Source organism: Deinococcus deserti VCD115 (genome assembly GCF_000020685.1).
In the GTDB taxonomy this organism is placed as follows: domain Bacteria; phylum Deinococcota; class Deinococci; order Deinococcales; family Deinococcaceae; genus Deinococcus; species Deinococcus deserti.
On the sequence record NC_012529.1, the window covers coordinates 92,596 to 110,938 of the forward strand.

Below are 18,343 nucleotides of genomic sequence, written 5' to 3' on the forward strand. Positions count from 1 at the left end.
CCAGAATTCGGCGCTGCAGAGCTGAGTGGCAACTCAATTACGGAACTTCTGCGTAACCATCAGACCGCGGAAGCCGCCGTCAAGGATCCCTATACCTACCCGGCCAAACCCGGGATGCAGAATGTTGGCACGGTGACCAGGCGAGTTCATCAGGTTGGTGTGCGCGATCTGCACCGTGGGGGCAAGGGCCAGGTTCTCTCCGGCCATGAAGTAGCGCACTCTGGCGCGTCTCATGCGGTCAAAGGGTGATGCACCCTCGGGTGTGGTGTGAGCGAAATACCCCCGGGCAAACATGTCAGCAGAATGCCGGCGCGCTACAGCACGCATTTCGGGATCCGGCCGGAGGGGTCGCAAGCCGGCCTCGGCCCGGGCTGCATTCATAAGGTCAAGCATCTGAGCTTCGAACAGGGGAACAGGAGGAGCGTCCTGAACCGTGAATGGCAGCTTGACCTGCCTTCCTGCCGTGGACTTGGGCTGCAGGCTGATGAGGGCAGGGCCAAAGACCGGCTCCAGAGTCCGTTCGGCGCGCTGGGCAATGTCCGAAAGGGGAGGGGCCAGACGGCTTCCCCGCAGATTCTCCCGGGCAGAGGCAGGCAGAGGAAGCGTGAAGGCCACCGCCACCAGAATGACCGCGTACAGCGCGCCGCTGAGCAGCCCGGGAATGACCCCCAGGAGCCGGTTGACGGGCGAAGTATGCACGGGAGGCGGGAGGCGCCGCAGCACCATCCCGCCTAGAAGGTCGACCAGCGTTCCGGTCACGAGGACCACGCCAATAAACGCGATCGGCCGGTTCCACGTGGGCAACCAGGCACCCAGGCGACCTATCCAGTCCTCAACCCCTGGATACCAGGTCAAGCCAGCCACCACAGCCAACGTCAGGCGAAGCAGACCCAGGGCGCCTGCCAGAAACCCGCGCCTCCAGCCGGTCCAGGCAAACAACCCTACCAGCAATATAATCAGCAGGTCAGTCACGTGAACCACAGCGCCAGCAGCTGTTGCAGGGAGAAAAGGGTCGGACATCCGCGACTGTTCTAATGCGTCGACAGCGGCGATGGGTCCCTGTCTTCTTCAGACCGCATTGAGGGTCATCACGGCCAGAGTGAAGGGAAGCCGTCCGGAACGGACCTCAAGCCTGTAGTGGCTCGGTTGCGGCACCAAGTACCGTCCCGTGACCGAGGCTGTGTTGGGCTGATCCTGCGTTGAACTTCCCCGGTATGGCCCGCAAGAAACAGTCACGTTTCCGCTGGTACACGCCCGTGACACAAGACGCGTGGACCTGACCGTCGCTCGGGCACCAGCACAGCAGCACTGCGTCAGATCTCTGGCAGAGTCCAGGGACCACACTGCGGGTATGCACCTCTCGACCCATCCAGAACCTCTGCTCGAGCGCGCCAAGTGGCGCAGCCTCGACGGTGAGTGGCGCTTCGCTTTTGACGACGAGGGTTTCTGGCAGCACCCCGAAGATGTACAGTTCGACCGCGTCATTCAGGTGCCGTACGCCCCCGAAAGCCTCCGGAGCGGAATTCATGACACCGGTTTTCATCCGGTAGTGTGGTACGGCCTGGACCTGCACCTACAGGCCGACGAGCACGTGACGCCCCGCGGTGAGGACGGCCGGCTGATCCTGCATTTCGGTGCGGTGGACTGGCGCGCCTCGGTCTGGGCGGACGGCGCGCTGGTGGCTGTCCATGAGGGTGGGCACACGCCTTTTACAGCCGATATCACCCGGCAGGCTTCCCGGGCAGTGGCCGAGCAGCGACCGGTTCACCTGGTCGTGCGCGCGGAAGATGATCCGCAGGACTTGTCCAAGCCGCGCGGCAAACAGGACTGGCTCCTGGAGCCCCATTCGATCTGGTACCCGCGCACCACCGGGATCTGGCAGACGGTCTGGCTGGAGCATGTGCCGGTCAGCTATCTGCGGCGGCTGAAACTTGCCGGTGATATGGAAGGCTGGAAGGTCGCGCTGGAAGCTGACATCGGTGGCCGTTGGGAGCCGGGCATGGAGCTGCGCGTGATTCTCAAAAAAGGCGAACAGGTGCTGGCCCGCGACCGGTACGAACTGCAACGGCCGGACATTTCGCGCATCGTGCCGTTGCCGGACCCAGGCATCGACGACTTCCGCAATGACCTGCTGTGGAACCCGAATCATCCGGTGTTGATCAGTGCGACCGTGCAGCTGCTGGCTGAGAATGGCGCCGTGGTCGACGAGGTGCGCAGCTACACTGCCCTACGTACTGTCGGCGTGCGCGGAGGCCGTTTTATGCTCAATGGGCGCCCGTGGTACCTCAAGATGGTGCTTGATCAGGGGTACTGGCCAGATTCGCTGATGACCGCTACCGACGCTGAACTGCGCCGTGATGTGGAGCTTACCCGCGAACTCGGCTTTGATGGCGCCCGAAAACACCAGAAGATCGAGTCGCCGCGCTACCTGTACTGGTGTGACGTGCTGGGCCTGATGGTCTGGGAGGAAATGCCCAGCCCGTACCGCTTTACACCGGAAGCGGTGCGGCGGTTGAGCCGCGAATGGGAGGAGGTCATCGAGCGTGACATCTCCCACCCGTGCATTGTCGCGTGGGTGCCGCTCAACGAGTCGTGGGGCGTGCCGAACCTACCGACGAATCCGGCGCACCGGGATTACGTGCAGGGCATTTACTACATGACGCGCACGCTTGATCCGTCCCGGCCCGTGATCGGCAACGACGGCTGGGAACATGTCGCGACCGATATCGTGACCGTGCATGACTACGCGGCCGACCCGAAGGTGCTGGAAAGCCGCTACGGCACATTGGCGCGGACAGCAGTGACTCTCGAAGGTCAGGATCCGGCGGACCGGGCGGTGCTGCTGCCCGGATTCAAGGCTGCCGAGCATCCGGTCATGCTGTCGGAATTTGGGGGGATCGCCTATTTCCCGGAAGGTGTTCCGGCAGAGGTGGCCTGGGGCTACAGCACGGTGGACAGTGAGGAAGCTTTTGTCGATGCACACCTGTACCTGATGGCTGCGGTGCATGCTTGTAAGGGCCTGTCCGGGTTCTGTTTCACGCAGCTGACCGATACCTTCCAGGAACGAAATGGTCTGCTCAATCCCGACCGGACGCCAAAGGCGGACCTGCAGGTTCTGGCCCGAAGTAACCAGGGCCTGCGGCCCCCGCGGGACACGGGCCTGGACCCGAATCTCAATCCGGCCGGCTACGGCGAACGCTGGCGCGAGCGGCACGGTGAGCCAATCGCCGGCGACGACTGAGGTTGACGGCCTGACTTTATTGATAACGGCACGGGTTCGCATCGGATGCTGTGACGCTCAGCCAAGGGACCAGATGCCTGGTGTCATTGGTGAAAGGTCGTTGGCGGATCTGTGGTGCAATCAGGCAGTCTGGGTGTCGGGATACTGAGCATAAAAAGCATTTCTGGCTTCTGGGCTGAAGAACACAACCAGGTTGTCTGCCATGCCATCAATCTGAAGTGAATCGGGGTCGACTTCGGCGGTGATGACAAACACTTGCTTTCCGCCGATCTGTACGACGGCTTCGTTCGGGAGCAAGTGCACAGCCTCCATCGGCTGCCCAATGTGTGCCTGCCAGTCTGCATGTTGGGAAATATCCTCAAAGATGCCCTCTTTGAGGAAGTCCACCATGCGGCCGTGATAAACGCTCAACTCCTCCTCGGCAGCGTTATCCCACGTCACGAAAAAATAGCCTGTATCGAAGGTCAGTTCCACGCCTAGCCCGACATCGTGAATCCCTGGCCAGTTCAGATCAATGTTCGCGTCGCCCTGCGGACGGTAGTAAAGGACACGCCGAAGGGGCTGGCCGATGAACTGTTCGAGGCTGTGAGACATAGACCTACCTTTCCATACGTGAGGCCTTCTCTTGATGGCGATGTGACAACGCTCTGTGTGCAGGGGTAGCCGTCAGGATTTGAACCAAGGCAAACCCGTGCCGTTATCAATAGATCCCAATGGTTGAGGTGGCTGAGGCTGACCGCCGGCTTCACCTCGGTCGGTGGAGAGAGCATGGCGGGGCTTGCGGAAACGCGGGCCCTGCATTCTCAGGTCTGCTGAAACCACGAGGTCAAGTCCTACCGGCAGGCGGCCAGAATCTTCCGATCAGTTTTGGATCCTGGATGAGACGCTTCCTGGCAACGTGGTTCCTCACCGGATCATGCATTATCGATATGTCGTTGCGTGAAAGCACCCTATGCTCCACATGTGAAGCTCATCTTTGCTGTTCTTGCCCTCAGTCTCTCTGCCAGTGCGCTGGCCCAAACCAGCGCCGGAGTGCAGGGCGGCGCCTTTGTCAGCGGCTTTGGTACTCGCCCTGAAGGTGGCGTACATATCATGACCACCCGCACGTCGGCCGTTGAGGTGCTGGGGACAAACCGCTACCGGGTGTCGATGGAAGGGAATCTTGCTGCCGGGGCAGGTGGCCCCAATCTCCTGCTGGATGCCAGCCTGCTGTGGCCCAGTGGGGGAGGCAGCTATGTCGGCGCTGGCCTGGGTTCCGGTGTAGGGTTTCCGCGCAATGGGGATAGCGGCCTGCCTTTCCCAGCCTTTGTGCTGACCCCCCTGGCTCTGGCGAATCTTCACGGTGTCTATGGAGTGCGGCTGGACTCTGGCATGACCGTGGAGGGCATGGTCCGCCTGAAACCAGCGAGCGAAGGGGGAAGCGTCACTGCACGCATCAGCTTCCCTTTACGCTGAAACCTGAACAGCCGTTCTCTGTCTGGCTTCCGCCGCTCCTTTGCGGCGTCGCCACTTGAAATGACAGGCTAGGGCTGGTCAACCGCTCTGCTCAGGCTCCTGCTTCGACCCGTCCGGTACCGGGAATTCCGCGCAGCACGCCCAGAATCAGCAGCGTACCGGCCACTGAGAACAGTGCGGCCATCAGGTACGCCGCACCGGGGAAGCCACGGCTGAGGCCAGCGGCATAGACGGTGGTCGCGAGGACCGGGCCTACGACCGCCACGAGACTGTTCAGACTGGTGATGGCCCCCTGTACGCGGCCCTGCTCGCTTTCACTGACCTGTCGCGAGATCAGGCCCTGGATGGCAGGATTTGCGAGTCCACCGAGTGCTCCGACGACCAACGACGTATACAGCAGTGCACCGTTACGGGCCACACTCAGCACCAGAAATTCCAGGATGGACGCCACAAGACCGGTCATGATGGTGCGCCGGTCACCGAACCGTGCAATAAACGGCCCGATCAATCCCCCCTGAACCCCTGCGGTCAGCAGCCCGAAGAACGCCAGGGCCAGTCCGTTCTGTCCGGGGGTCCAGCTCAGGACCTTCTCGGTGTACAGCACCCAGGTGCTGAAAATGACCTGTCCCGCGAGGCCCAGCAGCACAAAGGTCAGCGCGAGGCTGCGCAGGATCGGGTACTCACCCAGCGCCTTCAGGGGCAGCAGCGGGTTGAGGTCGCTGCGCTGCATAGCCTTGCCGCGGGCGCTGGCCGGAAGGGACTCCGGCAGGACGAACAAGCCGTACAACACGTTCAGTCCGGTCAGGGCCGCCGCCACAAGGAACGGTACCCGCAGCCCGTACTCGCCCAGCAGTCCACCCAGAGCCGGCCCGAGGATGAATCCCACCCCAAAGGTGGCCCCCAGCAGGCCGAAGTTCTTTGCGCGTTGCTCGGGCGGCGAGACGTCGGCAATGTACGCATTGGCCACCGTCAGGCTCGCGCCGGTGATCCCGGCCAGGATGCGTCCAATGAAGAGCCACGTCAGGTCTGGCGCGTACGCCAGCAGCAGGTAATCGAGCCCCATTCCGGTCAGGGCAAACAGCAGGACCGGCCGCCGTCCGAACCGGTCGCTCAGGGCCCCCAGGATCGGCGCAAAGATGAACTGCATCACTGCGTATGCCGCCGTCAGTAGACCGATGGTGCGCGCGCCCGCTACTTCCGATCCCGCCAGTTCCTTGACCAGTCCCGGCAGCACCGGAATGATCAGCCCAATGCCGATAATGTCGATCAGCGCGGTCAGCAGGATGAAAATCATGGCAGCAGGACGGGAGCGCATCAGGCCCAGTGTAGTTCGCGATCTTCGAGTCACCCTGCCACACGTCGGCAGGACCGCCCCACCTTACGAACACTCCCCGCGAATCAGAAGGATGACATGACCCCACGTTTTGATTTCCAGCCCACGCTGTCAGGAGCCCGGGTGACGCTGCGGCCCTTGAAAGAACAGGATTTCGGCCCTCTGTACGCTGCGGCCTCCGACCCGCTGATCTGGGAGCAGCACCCGGACAACCGGCACGAACCGGCTGTCTTCCGTGCCTACTTTGACGGCATGCTCGCTTCTGGCGGAGCACTTCTGGCCACTGAGGCCAGCACCGGCACCGTGATCGGTGCGTCACGCTTTCACTCCAGGGATATCCATCCTCACAGCCTCGAAATCGGTTGGACCTTCCTGGCCCGTTCATACTGGGGCGGCACCTACAACGGCGACATGAAGCGCCTGATGCTTGGGCATGCGTTCCACTTTGTGGATCATGTGGTGTTCCTGGTTGCCTCACAGAACCTGCGCTCTCAACGGGCAGTGCAGAAGATCGGTGGTCAGCTGCAGGAGCACCTGACCGAAGGGAGAGACCAGGGATATCTGGTCTTCCGTGTGGACCGGTCGACCTGGGCGGGATCACCCTGATCAGGGGAGCAAACTCTGCCAGAAAGTACCTGAAGAGCTGATCCCGCACCAGCCGGAGACGGGACCGTGGTCCAGCCGCCCCACCTTTGGGACAGCGTCTGGGAATACCTGACCTAAGCATGAGCCTAATGGCGCATCTCATGAGCGTTATGTGAGGATGACCCGATATGGCGTAGATGGAGATAAGCCCTCACGATAGGAGGCACCATCATGACTGATCGCAGAATCCACACCGCCGAGTTCAAGCGAGACGCAGTGCAGCTTGCTCGAACGAGCGGCAACCTGTCGGGCACCGCGCGTGACCTGGGCATCAACAGCTCCCTGCTGCGCAAATGGATGAATGCTGAGCAGGAGAAGGGCGAGTTGGCATTCCCTGGTCAGGGCAAACAGCTCCTCACTCCAGAGCAACAGGAGATACAACGGCTTCGCAAGGAGAACGAAATCCTGCGACAGGAGCGCGAGATCCTAAAAAAGGCGGCAGCCTTCTTCGCCAAAGAAACCACACGCTGAGGTATGAATTCATCCAAGATCAACGCCCCGAGTACCGCCTGGACCTGCTGTGCCGGGTGCTGGAGGTCTCGGTGAGCGGGTACCACAGCTGGCGAAGAAGGCCGATCTGCGACCGCAAGGAAGAGGATGCGCTGCTCGAGCAGCGCATCCAGGAAGTGCATCAACGTAGTAAACGCCGCTATGGGGCGCCACGCATTCACGCGGAGTTGCACGCTGGAGGAGTGCGCGTGTCCCGCAAGCGGGTGGCGCGTCTGATGCGTGCCAGTGGTCTGCGGGCCAAGGGAAAGCGCCGCTGGGTGCGGACCACGGAGAGCAGTCACACCATGGCCGTCTGCCCGAACCTGCTTGAGCGGCGGTTCGAGGTCTCGCAGCCGAACCAGGTCTGGGCGTTGGACCTGACGTATCTGCCCACGAAAGAGGGCTGGCTGTATCTCGCAGTCACCTTAGACCTGCATTCGCGAGCCGTGGTGGGTTACGCGATGGACATGCAGATGCCAGCCACCTTGCCACTGGCGGCCCTTCAGATGGCTGCTGGCCGACGTCTTCCGCCACCAGGCCTCCTTCATCACAGCGACAGGGGCAGTCAATACGCGAGTGGCATCTTTCAGGCAGAACTGGCCCGCATGCGGGCCAGGGGCAGTATGAGTCGTAAGGGGGATTGTTGGGACAACGCCGTGGTGGAAAGCTTCTTCAGCTCCCTGAAAAGGGAGTTGCTGGAGGACACCATCTTTGAGACCCGGGACGTGGCCCGACAAGCCGTATTTGAATTCATCGAGGTCTTCTACAACCGTCAGCGTCGTCACTCGTCTCTTGGGTACTTGACGCCCCTGGAGTTCGAACGCCAAGCTACAGCTGCTTAACTTCAGCTACGCAATATCGGGCCAGGCCCAATGGACCAGTAGGCTGGCGGTTATGTTGCAGGCGCAGGTACTTGGACGTCCAGGGGAAGACAACGCGCTTTGGGTGACGGCTGACAGCGGCCAGGGCCGGAAGCGGCTGCTGCTCGACTGCGGCGCGGGAACGCTGACAGCTCTTCCCTTTGCTGAATTTCAGGCCGTAGACCACCTGTTGTTTTCCCACCTGCATATGGATCACGTGGGCGGCTTTGATGACTTCTTCCGGGCAACGTTCGACCGCGCCGGTCGCGAGAATCACGTGTGGGGTCCTCCTGGGACGGCCCAGATCCTGTCCCACCGCTTTCAGGGCTACTGGTGGAACTTTGCCCCGGAGCTGCGCGGGACCTGGCTGGTACACGACGTATCAGCCGAGGAGGTGCAGTCCTTTCGTTTCGAGGCGCATGAGGCCTTTGCTGTTATGCACTGTGCTGGCACTCGTGGCCATCAGGGAACGATTATTCAGACGGCCGAGGTCAGCGTTCAGGTGGTGCCGCTCCTCCATCACGGAACCAGCCTGGGCTTCATCCTGCGTGAGCCCGACCGGCTGACTGTGGACCGCGAAGCCCTAGCTCAATCGAAGTTGAGCCCAGGACCCTGGTTGACACAGCTGAAGCATGGTGTGAGTGGAAAGCTGGAGATTCAAGGCACCGTCCACGACGCCGCCGCGCTGGCCGCCAAGCTGATGTCTCGCGAGCCCGGAGACAGCCTCGCTTATTTCACGGACTTTCTGCTCGATGAGTCAGAACTTCGGCGCCTGAGCGTGGCGCTGCAGAATGTACAGAGTCTCTACGCAGAGGCGCAGTACGCTCCTGAAGACTCTGAACTGGCCTGTCGCCACCATCACACCACGGTCAGTCAGGTCGCTCGTCTGGCTGCCGCGGCTGAGGTGAAACACCTGACCCTTCTGCACCTGTCACGACGCTACCGTCCGGACCGTTGGAATGATCTGCTGGGGACTGTCAGACAAACCTTTCCGTCGGCGAGCTTTCCTGACGGCTGGATACCATCAAGCACGAACCTGCCGCAGGAATGCTGGATTGCCTGGAATCAGAGTCACCAGAAGCTCCCTTCCGACGGTGGAAGCCAATTTAGAGGAAAGGACTCGATCAACAAAATGTCATTCCGCGGCATCTGCGCCGGGGCTGCTCTGTCCACTCTGCTGGGATAACTTCGCGGAAGCGTTTTTACCTCTGGCGGTACGTGAGGGGGAGCGAAGGATTATCGTGGCCTCTGAGGTCAGCCTGCTCTGGAGGCTGCCTTGATACTCCTGTGACCAGCAAAAAGGGAGAACGTCGCCGAGAGATTCTCGGCGACGTTCTATTGATATGTTCTCTGTCGTCAGGTGCTTATTTGACGGTAGGCTGGGTGGTGACGGGTTCAGGGGTGCTGCTGACCCACGCCCCAAAAGAGCCGGCGCTGGCTCCGGGAGCGGCGAGCAGGGTCATAGCGAGAACGGCAATGATGAAGTGGCGCATAGTAGGCTCCTTGAAGATGAGGTGGGCCGCAATGTACAGACGGTTGGCCTGGGAAAGCGCGATCCAGCTTCGTCTGAATTGACGGGAAGACGATCCGAATCAGGAAGTGGTCCCTGAAAACGGCTGTACCTTTTCTGGGGAAAAGGTCCCTGCTTCACCCGCCGGCAAAACAAAACCGACGTATGAAACGTCGGTCGCACCACTAGCTCCATGTTCGATAGGTGCCCGGTTACATCGAACATTTCATTGCTTCGTGCCGTTATTCTCATACAAAACTTCACAATGGTCAACCCTTGCGCATATTTATCTAATCTTAATACTTAATAGAGCTCTCAGCAGAACTCTAGTCTCCTCAGGATTGGTTATGAGACCTGAAAGAAAGCAATGACCAGCCTTATAGCGGTCGTTGTGCACAGCAAAACTTACCAAGAAGAAGCAAATTCTCTGCCTACATGTAGAACCATCTAAGGGTTGGCTGATCATTCTAAAACCCTGGACTCTTCGTCCCTGACTTTAGCGTGGCCTCACAGATAGGAATTTTCGGTCCACGACACGAATGAAAAAGCTAAAGGTAAAAATTGGCCCTGGTGACTATGGCTGAAAAACAACCCACTCCCAGGACACTTGAAAACAGTAGGGCACAGGCTATGAGGGCAACAGGCACCCTCTACGCACAGAAGCGTGTCACGTCGACTAAACGCCGGGCCTGGCACCGTGGTCCAGATTTGGCCAAATCATGCCCTTGGGCGAACATTCAGGAAGCGACGCGATTGCGGCCGCCATGCTTGGCCTCGTACAGTTTCTCGTCGACCAACGAGAGCAGGCGTTCGTGGTTGGCGACATCCATTCGGCCACAAACACCAAGCGAGAGCGTGACGTGCAGCTTTGGATGAATCTCCCGCCAGGGATATTCCTCAACCAGGCGCCGGATACGTTCGGCCACTTCTATTGCCTGAGGCACCGTCGTGTCCGGGAGAATAATCAGAAATTCCTCGCCACCGTATCGCCCCACCAGATCATGGGCCCGGCAGGTTGCCTTGAACAGCTTGGCGATCCGCCGCAGCACCTCGTCGCCCACAGGGTGGGAGAACTTGTCGTTAACGGCCTTAAAATGGTCGATATCGATCATCAACAGGGAAAGCGTACGGTGCGTCTGACGGTGCCTGGAGTGTTCTGTCGCCAGCGCTTCTTCGATATACCGTCGGTTGTAGACGCCCGTCAGGCCGTCCTCCCGGGACTGGCGTTGCAGCACCTTGGTCTGCTCCTGTAGCGCTGCCAGCAGGGCTGTCTTTTCCTGGTTTGCCTGTTCAAGCGCCACATTGGTGGTGGCCAGTTCCATACTGCGGCTCTGGAAGGAGTTGGATTCCATGCGTACCCGGTCCGAATGGTGCCCGATGGTAAGCGCCAGAGCCCGCCGGCCATTGTCCTGCCGGAACTGCTCAACTTCCAGCGTGTGCGCCTGTTCCTGAAAGGCCAGGGCCTGTTCTGCGTCCCCCCGGGCCTTGTACAGCCGGACGTACTCGCGACATGCCTGTTCGGCGACTGCCTTCAGGTCGTGCTGCTGAGCCAGGTTCAGGGTACCTTCCAGCAGGCGCTCGCCTTCTTCGAGCTCACCATGCCGCAGCAGGCTGCAGGCCGCGTACAGCCTGCTCCAGGCAACCTGGGCTGCCATGCGCGGTTCGGAAGGCTCTCCCGTGTCCCACGCCGCCTCATACAGGCCCTTTGCATTGCTCCAGTCCCCCAGCGCCTCCAAGGCACGCGCCGTAATGGTGAGAGCATGAACCTGCACGGCCGCTGCTCCACCACTTGCAGCTAGCGCGAGTGCCCGGCGCCCCTCGAAGGCGGCTTCTTCGTAATGCCCCAGTCCGAAGTGCAGCTCGGCCAGCTCGGCATGGCACGACGCGGCCGCTTTCAGGTCTGTCAGACCATCGAACAGTGAGCCCGCGCCCTTGATCGATTCCAGCGCCTGCTCGTGCCGGCCCTCAAGGGTGCGGTAGACCTGACCAAGGTCAAAGAGTGCCTGGGCTTCCCCCGCCTGGTCATGAAGCATTCTGGACACCTCAAGACTCAGCTGCCCGTACGCCAGCGCACGTTCAGGATCGAGCAGCTGCGCGTAGATCCGGCCCAGCTGCACAGCACAGTCTCGTTTCAGCACAAGGTCCGGGAGCTGTTCAGCGCACATCCGGGCCTTGGTCAGTAAGTCCACGGCTTCGGAGTACTGGTGCTGCGCCGCGTGCGCGTACGCAAGATTACGCTGCGCGTAGCCGACGCCTGAAGCGTACCCGTACTGGTGAGCCAGCTCAAGTGCCTGCAGGCTCGGCCCGATGAGCGCTTCTGGACCTTCGTCGCGAACCTGCCAGGCTCCTTTGATAAGTGCATCGATATAGGGAATGACATTGTCGAACGACGAGTTGTGGATCTCAAAAGGAAGATCGGGGCCAGCTGCGCCAGGAATCAGCGGTGGAGCGTCGTCAGCGTGCTCCGCCTGGGAATTCAGCCGGTCATCGAGTTGTTCCAGAACCCCGTTCTCAACCAGCTGTACAAACGCCTCGACAGCCGCCGGGTCAAACTGCCGGCCGGCCTGGGCTCGCAATTCGGCCAGCGCGTCTTCAGAGCTCCAGGCTCCTTTGTAAGGCCGCTCACTGGTCAGTGCGTCCCAGACGTCCGCCACGGCAACAAGTCGGCCAACCAGCGGAATATCCTGGCCGGAAAGCCGCCTGGGATAGCCCTGTCCGTCCCAGCGTTCATGGTGGGTCAGGGCAATCTGCTCAGCGAGGTGCATGAGCTCGGTACGTCCACCCTGGAGTACACGCGCGCCGATGATCGTGTGGTGCTTCATGACCTCGTACTCTTCGGGGGTGAACTTGCCCGGTTTCAGCAGAATGGTATCCGGAATCCCGATTTTGCCCACATCGTGCAGGCGGGCTGCCAGCCGGATCAGTTCGACCTTCGGCGCGGGGAGCCCGAGTGCTTCGGCCAGCAGCGCCGTGATATTGCCTACCCGGTAGGTGTGCAGGCCCGTTTTGTCGTCACGGTACTCGGCCGCCAGGCCCAGTCGGTTCACGATTTCCAGCTGCGCGCGCTCAAGCTCGGCGGTGCGCTCCTGGACTTCCTTTTCGGCATCCTGGCGCGCTTTCAGCGAGACATCGTTGAGCTGACGGTAGATGTCAGCCTGGTAGCGGGCTTTTTCCAGTTCAAGCTGGCCGGTGAGGTTGCGGAGCCGGCGCTCGTTATCGGTCCGGAACAGATCTCGCTGAAGCTCCGTGACCACCAGCAGATGCGAGGCGGCTTCTGTATCCTGACCGGCTCCCATCAGGGCCCGCGCCAGTTGCTCGTGAGCTTCGAGCGCCTGACGTTTCAGGGCCATAGTGTCCGCAAACTTCAGGGCGCGGCGCAGCAGAGGTATGGCCTGCTGGTGCTGCCCGCTGGCAGCATACAGGGAGCCGAGGTGCGTCAGGACGCTGGCCTGACTCGAGGTATCGTCAGCTGCCAGGGACAATTGCAGTGCCTGGTTGAGTGCCTTGAAAGCCTGGTCTGTCTCGCCCATCAGGGCGTACGTCTGACCAATGTTATCCAGCACCTCTGCTTCTTCATGAAGCGCGCTGCCACCTTGCGTGGACCTCTCGCGGCGCATCCCATCACTCTGTGTCACATGCAGGGCCTGCATGAACGCATCAAGCGCCTGGCTGAACTGCTTGCGCTCGCGGTGAATCAGCCCGAGTTCCGAGTGACCGGCCGCAAGGCTGACGTAGATTCCAGCCTTATCGAGATGCCGGGCCTGTTCGGCAATTTCTACGCCCCTGTTCAGCGAGTCGACGGCATTGTCAGTTTCCCCCAGCTCCCTGTAGACCTTTCCGACGTTCACCAGACAGGCGCTCAGCAGGCCGTCCATGGCCATTTCGTTGGTGCGCAGAAATTCCAGACAGCGCATAAAGCTGTTCAGTGCCTGCACAAAGTCACCGTCCGCTTCGTAAATCAGGCCGATGTTATTCAGGCATTTGGCATGTCCTGCCTTATCGCCGAGCAATAACCGCACTTCACCGCTGTGCTGCAGGCTGCTGCTGGCATCCGCATGCCGTCCTTGACGGAACAACACCATAGCCTTGGTGAGCAAAGCTTCGGCCAGAGTCGTGGTGGGTTCGTCCTGAGAGGCATCGATGATGTCGTCGCAGAGGCGCAGCGCCTCATCAGACCGGTTGCTGGAGAGTGCCAATCCGGCGCGTAGAAGCTGGACTTCACAGTATCCGTTGGTTTGGGCGCTCTGAAGATAGCGGTCGGCCGCGAGTGCAGCGAGTGACTGCGCGTGCTCCGTGTCGCCGAGTTCCAGAAGGCTGAGAAGCTGCGTGTGTAGGGCACTGGCCTGAGATGCCAGGTCACCCAGTTTCTCGGCCTGCGCAAGAAGGCTGCCTGCCTCGCGATAAGCTCCCTGCGGGTCCTCTTTTACCCGGTCCCGAGCTTGAGCGTTTTGAAGGCGTAACTCTTCTGCCCAGCTGGTCGTAGCGAGAGCCTCGAGGGGGTTGGTTAAGTTTCCAGGCTCGCTACACGATTCGGTCGTCATGAAACCTCGGAAGGAGTTACAGGTACTCAGGTCGATCGGTCAACATTGCGCTACTTCACATGATACTGTCTTTATGAAAAAAACTATACCTTAATGAAGTCTCGTGATTTCCAATCCGTCGGAACGAAGCGCGGAAAGGGTCTGGAACCAAAACGCCCGACGTTGAGCAGTGCTAGACCGATGAATCAGAGAGGCGGTGAGCTTTGAGGGGAGACCCGACTCATGAGGTGCTTTAGGTTGAGAGGTCTCTTCCACATCATGCCCTACTCTCACTCACAGATCTCTAACGGGAACGATTAAAGCTCACGTGGCCTGTTGGATTCATGGGATACGGTACAGAAATGCATCCAGATTACAGCTGCTCTAGTCAGCCGTGTCTCTGCCAAAGCTGTTTTGCAAGAACACTGAAGCTTAAGGCGGGATGGCAGACTGGCAGCCATGATGTCTGACCCCGGCAGGGTCTTATCACCCTTCAGGCGCGGGCTGAGGCATAAGAGCCAACTACGCTGGACAAACAGATGATGGCGTGCCTCAAGGCTGCGATCTGCCCGTAACAACAGACACCGCCCGCACGATCAGTGCCTGCCTTAACCTTTGACTGGTCTACGGGAGGGCAGACTCCAGATTGGACAACAACGACGTCAGCCAGCTGCTGATACGCACGACTCGCTACAGCCTGAGTCCCTGGAGCGCACCCCTGTTTGGGGACTTCAGCCTGTATGCCAACTCCTGGATGCCCACAAAACGGGCTGGCCGGGTCGTGAGGAACCCCCCTTCCTTATTTGAGGCCAAGAGGTACGCAGTGTGCATCTCGCCTTGTCCGGCGGCCAGGGCTCTTGGCGCGGAAGCATTGAGGGGCCTACATAGGGCGAGATGAATCCATATCTGCTTTACCTATTGAGTGGCGCCCTATGCGGGTATCTGCCAGGCAGGCATCAAGGAAGTGCTGGGTCACCCTCCTGGGACGCCAATGACGCATGGCACGCTGGCAATCTCACCACTGGACCTCGCCCGTGGACCTGAAGACTAGAGGCTGGGAAAGACGTCATCCTAAAAGGGGCTTGAGTTTTGCCAGCATCAGAACGGCTGCGGCAACGAAGTGAAAGCCGATCAGCGTGGACGAGAGGCGTTCGAGATCACGCCCGAGGCGGCGGAAGCGCGACAACCAGGCGAGGGAGCGCTCGACCACCCAGCGTTTGGGCAGCAGGACAAAGCCGCGTGAAGCGTCACTGCGCTTTACGACCACCAACTCGATGTTGCTGTTGCGAGCCGCTTCGACGGGGGCTTGCCCGGTGTAGCCCTGATCAGCAACACCACTTCCAGCATGCCGCCGGTGATCTCCTGCGCCTGCTGACACAGGGCCTGGACCTGAACACGGTCCTGCTCGTTCGCCGGAGAGGTCATCAGGGTGACGAGGTGACCCAGCGTATCCACTACCAGATGCACCTTGGTACCATTGCGTTTCTTCGCCCCGTCGAAGCCGCCCCGGTGCCCGCTCTCGGGTGTGCTTTGTAGAGTGCGGCTGTCGATGATGATGGCCGAGGATTCACTGTGGCGCTGCTGCTGGACCCGGCTGAACAAACGCAGGTCATGCACTGACCGTCTTTCGGGTCCGGGCGACATCCAGGTACTGGCGTCGAAGACCGGATTGTGCGTCTCCGCGCGGATGTGACTCTACTCGGGCAGCGAATCGTTGGCACCCAGGAGGCATTTCAGACGACATCACAGCACCTGGCCGACTCCGTGAAAAAGCAGGCGGCCCAGCTCCGGTTTCTGACTGTGGCCGCGGTCATCGCCCTGCTGTTGGCTGGCGCTGCGCTTTTGCTGCCCGTGGTGACCAGGTAGCTGGCGACGTCAGAACCCACTCTCGAGCCGTAAAGGCGTGGATCACACCGGCTCCGTGGCTGCGTCCGCTTGAGGCCACCTCTCCCGGGTTCAAGACTGGTGTACGGCAGTTCCCCGGTGGTTGGCTCTGGCGCAATGAAGGCCACCCATGCAGCTGCTGTCAGCAGCAATACTGGTCTCAGAATGTGGCGTGCGCCTCCTGTGCGTCACGGCTTTCTGGCGCTCGGGACGTTCCGTTTGAGCGGGTTGGAAGAACGAGCTTCGCTTTCGGAGGATTCGCTCCCTGACATTAACAAAGAGGCGTGAGCTAAATGGCTTACCTCCATCCCTAGACCCCGACATTGCCACGGACAGCGCTGAAAGCGGGTGGACCCAGCAGTCCAAATCCACCGTACACGTCGGGTCTCGCTGGTTGTCCAACCCTAAGCGTGCTTCCTTGGAGGCTGTGCACGGCATTCTTCTGTCAGGCAGTTTTGCACGTGCTGGAGACAGTTTATGACGGTGCTGAACTGAACGGATAACGTCAATGAATGACGCCGTGTCCCCTCACTCTGAAAACGTGAAACGGGTTCAGCCCCGCCGTGCGCGGTGGAAGGGAGGGGGAGCGAATGGTGCAGCTGCACACCATGACTAGAAATCCCTCTCACTCTCTTAACGATGGGCGGCAACCCATGCCCTACTCTGATGGGTGTGGCATGTGACTTTCCTGAAATGTCTTCAGGGTTACCCTAATGACTCATATGTTTCGTCCTCTCTACGTTAGGAGCAAGACAGTGCAACACAACAAAAAACAATTGAAGTTTTTATGTGAGCGGACATCTCGGGTGATGCCGCTCATGTTCTTAACGGTAGTTCTCAGTACTTCTCACACGGAGGCGCAGACACGTCAGGGGAAAGCCGAGCTGGTCCGCAGCAGCCTCGAACCCAGTGTGGCCCGCCTGGTCAGTTCCGTAACCGACGCCGTCAAGGACGCGGGCGGTGATCTCGAGCGCAGCAACGCCCACTTTGTGGTCGCCTTCAGCACCGGCCATTACAAGGCTGACCCACTAGGGGCGCAGGCAGCCCGTGAGCTGGCCACTCAGTTTGTCCAGAAGGTGACCGTTCCCGGTGACCGTGTCACCGCCCGGGCCTGGGAGCTGCAGCCCTGGGCCTACCGGGACCCGGCCAACCTGACCTTGCAGGTCGGCGCCGACCGGCTGGCCGATCACACCCGCATTTCAGCGCTGTGGCCGACCACACCGTCGGTGGGCAGCGTCGGTGGGCACGATACCGAGCGTGTGGCCGTCGAACTCACCCAGGAGTTTGACCAGGATGCCGGTACGGTGCTGGTGCTGATCACCAATACGGCGGCCAGCGTCGGCGCCTCGGGCGTCAAGCTGATGAGCGCCAATGCCCCGGAATACCTCAACACCCTCGAGCGCTGGACTCGGGTGGAGGGGACTCAGGACGGCGCCACCCTGAACATCCCCTACGTCATCACCAGGCCGAGAGGAGACGTGCAGGGGCAGCTGCAGGCGGTTGTGTTCGCGCCGAAAACCTTTACGGCCGCTCCCCTGACCGGGGGCCACCGCTCCGAGCTGCTCGCGGCCACGACACAAAAGGCCCCCGGCGGCGGAACTCCCAACCTGGCCCCGGTCCTGATCGGGCTGCTGCTGCTGGGAGGCGGCTTCGCCGCATGGAAACTTCTCGGCGGGACCGGAGGCGGAGGGGGCGGCCGCGGGACCCTGCGCGTGGGCGATCAGGCCTTCAGCCTGAAAGATCTTCCCAAATCCGGAGCCTTCTGCGTCCTGGCTGGTCCCGGCTACGTCCACGAAGGGGACACGCCGGTGGTTCCGGTGCAGGGGTTGCCGGCGGAACGGGTCGCGGAGCTGACGCGCGTCGGACGGGACCTGAGGGTGCGGGGCGTTCACGAGGATGTCCGGCTGAGCAGCGTGGCGGGCCGGGTGGTTGTCGGCGACACCGCGACCGTGTCCCTGCGCCCTGAGGAGCCGGATATTCCCCTCGAATTCAGTGGCGAAGTGCGCGGCCCAGGCGGTGTGCCGCGCGAAATTACCCGGACGGTCAACGTCGCATTCATGCAGGGAGAGGGATAACCGATGGAACTCAACTCGATTTTCGGTCAACTTGTGCCGCTCTACACCCAGGTGGGGTTCTGGACCACGGTCGGGCTGACCCTGCTGGTCTGGTACGCCGCCGCCGTCGGCTTCGCGCATCTGCTGTTCGGTGCCGGACGCAGCGGCGCGGTGGAATCCGCCCGTAAGGGCATGGGATTTGCGCTGTTCCTGATTGCGGTCGGTCTGGCCTGCGGAATGTACTTCCTGTTCCGCCCAGCGGACGTGATCTACATGGCGGCCATTACTGTCACGTTCCTGATTCTGGCGGTGCTGGTTTCCGCCGTGTTCTCCCGGATGGGCAAGGAGTAAG

At 60.8% G+C, this 18,343-nt stretch carries 12 protein-coding genes, 1 pseudogene and 1 riboswitch; of the genes and pseudogenes, 7 read left to right on the forward strand and 6 right to left on the reverse strand.

Annotated elements, in window-relative coordinates; translation table 11 throughout:
- Positions 1-33 precede the first annotated feature (33 nt).
- Positions 34-972, reverse strand: a complete 939-nt coding sequence (locus DEIDE_RS15135; protein WP_242403014.1) for a CvpA family protein — start codon at positions 970-972, stop codon at positions 34-36.
- Positions 973-1,351: 379 nt separating this feature from the next.
- Between DEIDE_RS15135 and DEIDE_RS15140 the strand changes: the two genes are divergently transcribed.
- Positions 1,352-3,241, forward strand: a complete 1,890-nt coding sequence (locus tag DEIDE_RS15140) for a glycoside hydrolase family 2 protein (protein ID WP_012695204.1) — start codon at positions 1,352-1,354, stop codon at positions 3,239-3,241.
- Between the two features lie 120 nt (positions 3,242-3,361).
- Here the strand turns inward: DEIDE_RS15140 and DEIDE_RS15145 are convergent, their stop codons facing one another.
- Positions 3,362-3,835 (reverse strand): hypothetical protein, encoded by a 474-nt coding sequence (locus tag DEIDE_RS15145; RefSeq protein ID WP_012695205.1) that lies wholly within the window; start codon positions 3,833-3,835, stop codon positions 3,362-3,364.
- A 369-nt stretch (positions 3,836-4,204) separates the two neighbouring features.
- On the opposite strand from DEIDE_RS15145, the gene DEIDE_RS15150 reads away from it, so the two are divergent.
- Positions 4,205-4,696: a hypothetical protein gene (locus tag DEIDE_RS15150; RefSeq protein WP_162485694.1), complete on the forward strand. Its 492-nt coding sequence runs from the start codon at positions 4,205-4,207 to the stop codon at positions 4,694-4,696.
- 91 nt (positions 4,697-4,787) lie between these two features.
- Here the strand turns inward: DEIDE_RS15150 and DEIDE_RS15155 are convergent, their stop codons facing one another.
- Positions 4,788-6,011: a TCR/Tet family MFS transporter gene (locus DEIDE_RS15155; RefSeq protein ID WP_012695206.1), complete on the reverse strand. Its 1,224-nt coding sequence runs from the start codon at positions 6,009-6,011 to the stop codon at positions 4,788-4,790.
- A 96-nt stretch (positions 6,012-6,107) separates the two neighbouring features.
- Here DEIDE_RS15155 and DEIDE_RS15160 point away from each other — a divergent pair, with 96 nt between their 5' ends.
- The 3 genes from DEIDE_RS15160 (at position 6,108) to DEIDE_RS15175 (ending at position 9,209) form a co-directional block, all read left to right on the forward strand.
- On the forward strand, positions 6,108-6,635 hold the full coding sequence (locus DEIDE_RS15160) for a GNAT family N-acetyltransferase (RefSeq protein WP_012695207.1): 528 nt from the start codon (positions 6,108-6,110) through the stop codon (positions 6,633-6,635).
- Positions 6,636-6,845: 210 nt separating this feature from the next.
- Positions 6,846-8,005, forward strand: a protein-coding gene (locus tag DEIDE_RS15170; RefSeq protein ID WP_162485635.1) for an IS3-like element ISDds1 family transposase whose coding sequence is annotated in 2 segments (ribosomal slippage) — positions 6,846-7,101 and positions 7,101-8,005 — 1,161 coding nt in all. Because the reading frame shifts where the segments join, the coding sequence is not laid out codon by codon here.
- Positions 8,006-8,057: 52 nt separating this feature from the next.
- Positions 8,058-9,209 carry a ribonuclease Z gene (locus DEIDE_RS15175; protein WP_012695208.1) on the forward strand — a complete coding sequence of 384 codons (1,152 nt, stop codon included), beginning with the start codon at positions 8,058-8,060 and terminating at the stop codon, positions 9,207-9,209.
- Between the two features lie 178 nt (positions 9,210-9,387).
- Here DEIDE_RS15175 and DEIDE_RS19795 read toward each other — a convergent pair whose 3' ends face one another.
- The 3 genes and pseudogenes from DEIDE_RS19795 to DEIDE_RS15185 form a co-directional block, all read right to left on the reverse strand.
- Complete coding sequence (locus DEIDE_RS19795) at positions 9,388-9,516, reverse strand: hypothetical protein (protein ID WP_275040580.1); 129 nt, start codon at positions 9,514-9,516, stop codon at positions 9,388-9,390.
- Between the two features lie 179 nt (positions 9,517-9,695).
- Positions 9,696-9,779, reverse strand: a riboswitch (cyclic di-GMP riboswitch).
- A 491-nt stretch (positions 9,780-10,270) separates the two neighbouring features.
- Positions 10,271-14,074, reverse strand: coding sequence for a diguanylate cyclase (locus tag DEIDE_RS15180; protein WP_083764300.1), 3,804 nt, complete (start codon positions 14,072-14,074; stop codon positions 10,271-10,273).
- A 1,045-nt stretch (positions 14,075-15,119) separates the two neighbouring features.
- Positions 15,120-15,673, reverse strand: a pseudogene (locus tag DEIDE_RS15185) (transposase); the annotation flags it as partial.
- A 1,082-nt stretch (positions 15,674-16,755) separates the two neighbouring features.
- Here DEIDE_RS15185 and DEIDE_RS15195 point away from each other — a divergent pair.
- Both DEIDE_RS15195 and DEIDE_RS15200 read left to right on the forward strand, forming a co-directional pair.
- A complete protein-coding gene (locus DEIDE_RS15195; protein WP_162485695.1) occupies positions 16,756-18,012 on the forward strand; it encodes a hypothetical protein in 1,257 nt (418 codons plus the stop codon).
- A 3-nt stretch (positions 18,013-18,015) separates the two neighbouring features.
- Positions 18,016-18,342: a hypothetical protein gene (locus DEIDE_RS15200; RefSeq protein ID WP_012695213.1), complete on the forward strand. Its 327-nt coding sequence runs from the start codon at positions 18,016-18,018 to the stop codon at positions 18,340-18,342.
- Position 18,343 lies beyond the last annotated feature (1 nt).

Bases quoted from the DNA above. Each gene is read 5' to 3' on its own strand.
- DEIDE_RS15140 (WP_012695204.1), top strand. From the start codon at position 1,352: ATGCACCTCTCGACCCATCCAGAACCTCTGCTCGAGCGCGCCAAGTGG.
- DEIDE_RS15145 (WP_012695205.1), bottom strand. From the start codon at position 3,835: ATGTCTCACAGCCTCGAACAGTTCATCGGCCAGCCCCTTCGGCGTGTC.
- DEIDE_RS15155 (WP_012695206.1), bottom strand. From the start codon at position 6,011: ATGCGCTCCCGTCCTGCTGCCATGATTTTCATCCTGCTGACCGCGCTG.
- DEIDE_RS15160 (WP_012695207.1), top strand. From the start codon at position 6,108: ATGACCCCACGTTTTGATTTCCAGCCCACGCTGTCAGGAGCCCGGGTG.
- DEIDE_RS15175 (WP_012695208.1), top strand. From the start codon at position 8,058: ATGTTGCAGGCGCAGGTACTTGGACGTCCAGGGGAAGACAACGCGCTT.
- DEIDE_RS19795 (WP_275040580.1), bottom strand. From the start codon at position 9,516: ATGCGCCACTTCATCATTGCCGTTCTCGCTATGACCCTGCTCGCCGCT.
- DEIDE_RS15180 (WP_083764300.1), bottom strand. From the start codon at position 14,074: ATGACGACCGAATCGTGTAGCGAGCCTGGAAACTTAACCAACCCCCTC.
- DEIDE_RS15195 (WP_162485695.1), top strand. From the start codon at position 16,756: ATGTTCTTAACGGTAGTTCTCAGTACTTCTCACACGGAGGCGCAGACA.
- DEIDE_RS15200 (WP_012695213.1), top strand. From the start codon at position 18,016: ATGGAACTCAACTCGATTTTCGGTCAACTTGTGCCGCTCTACACCCAG.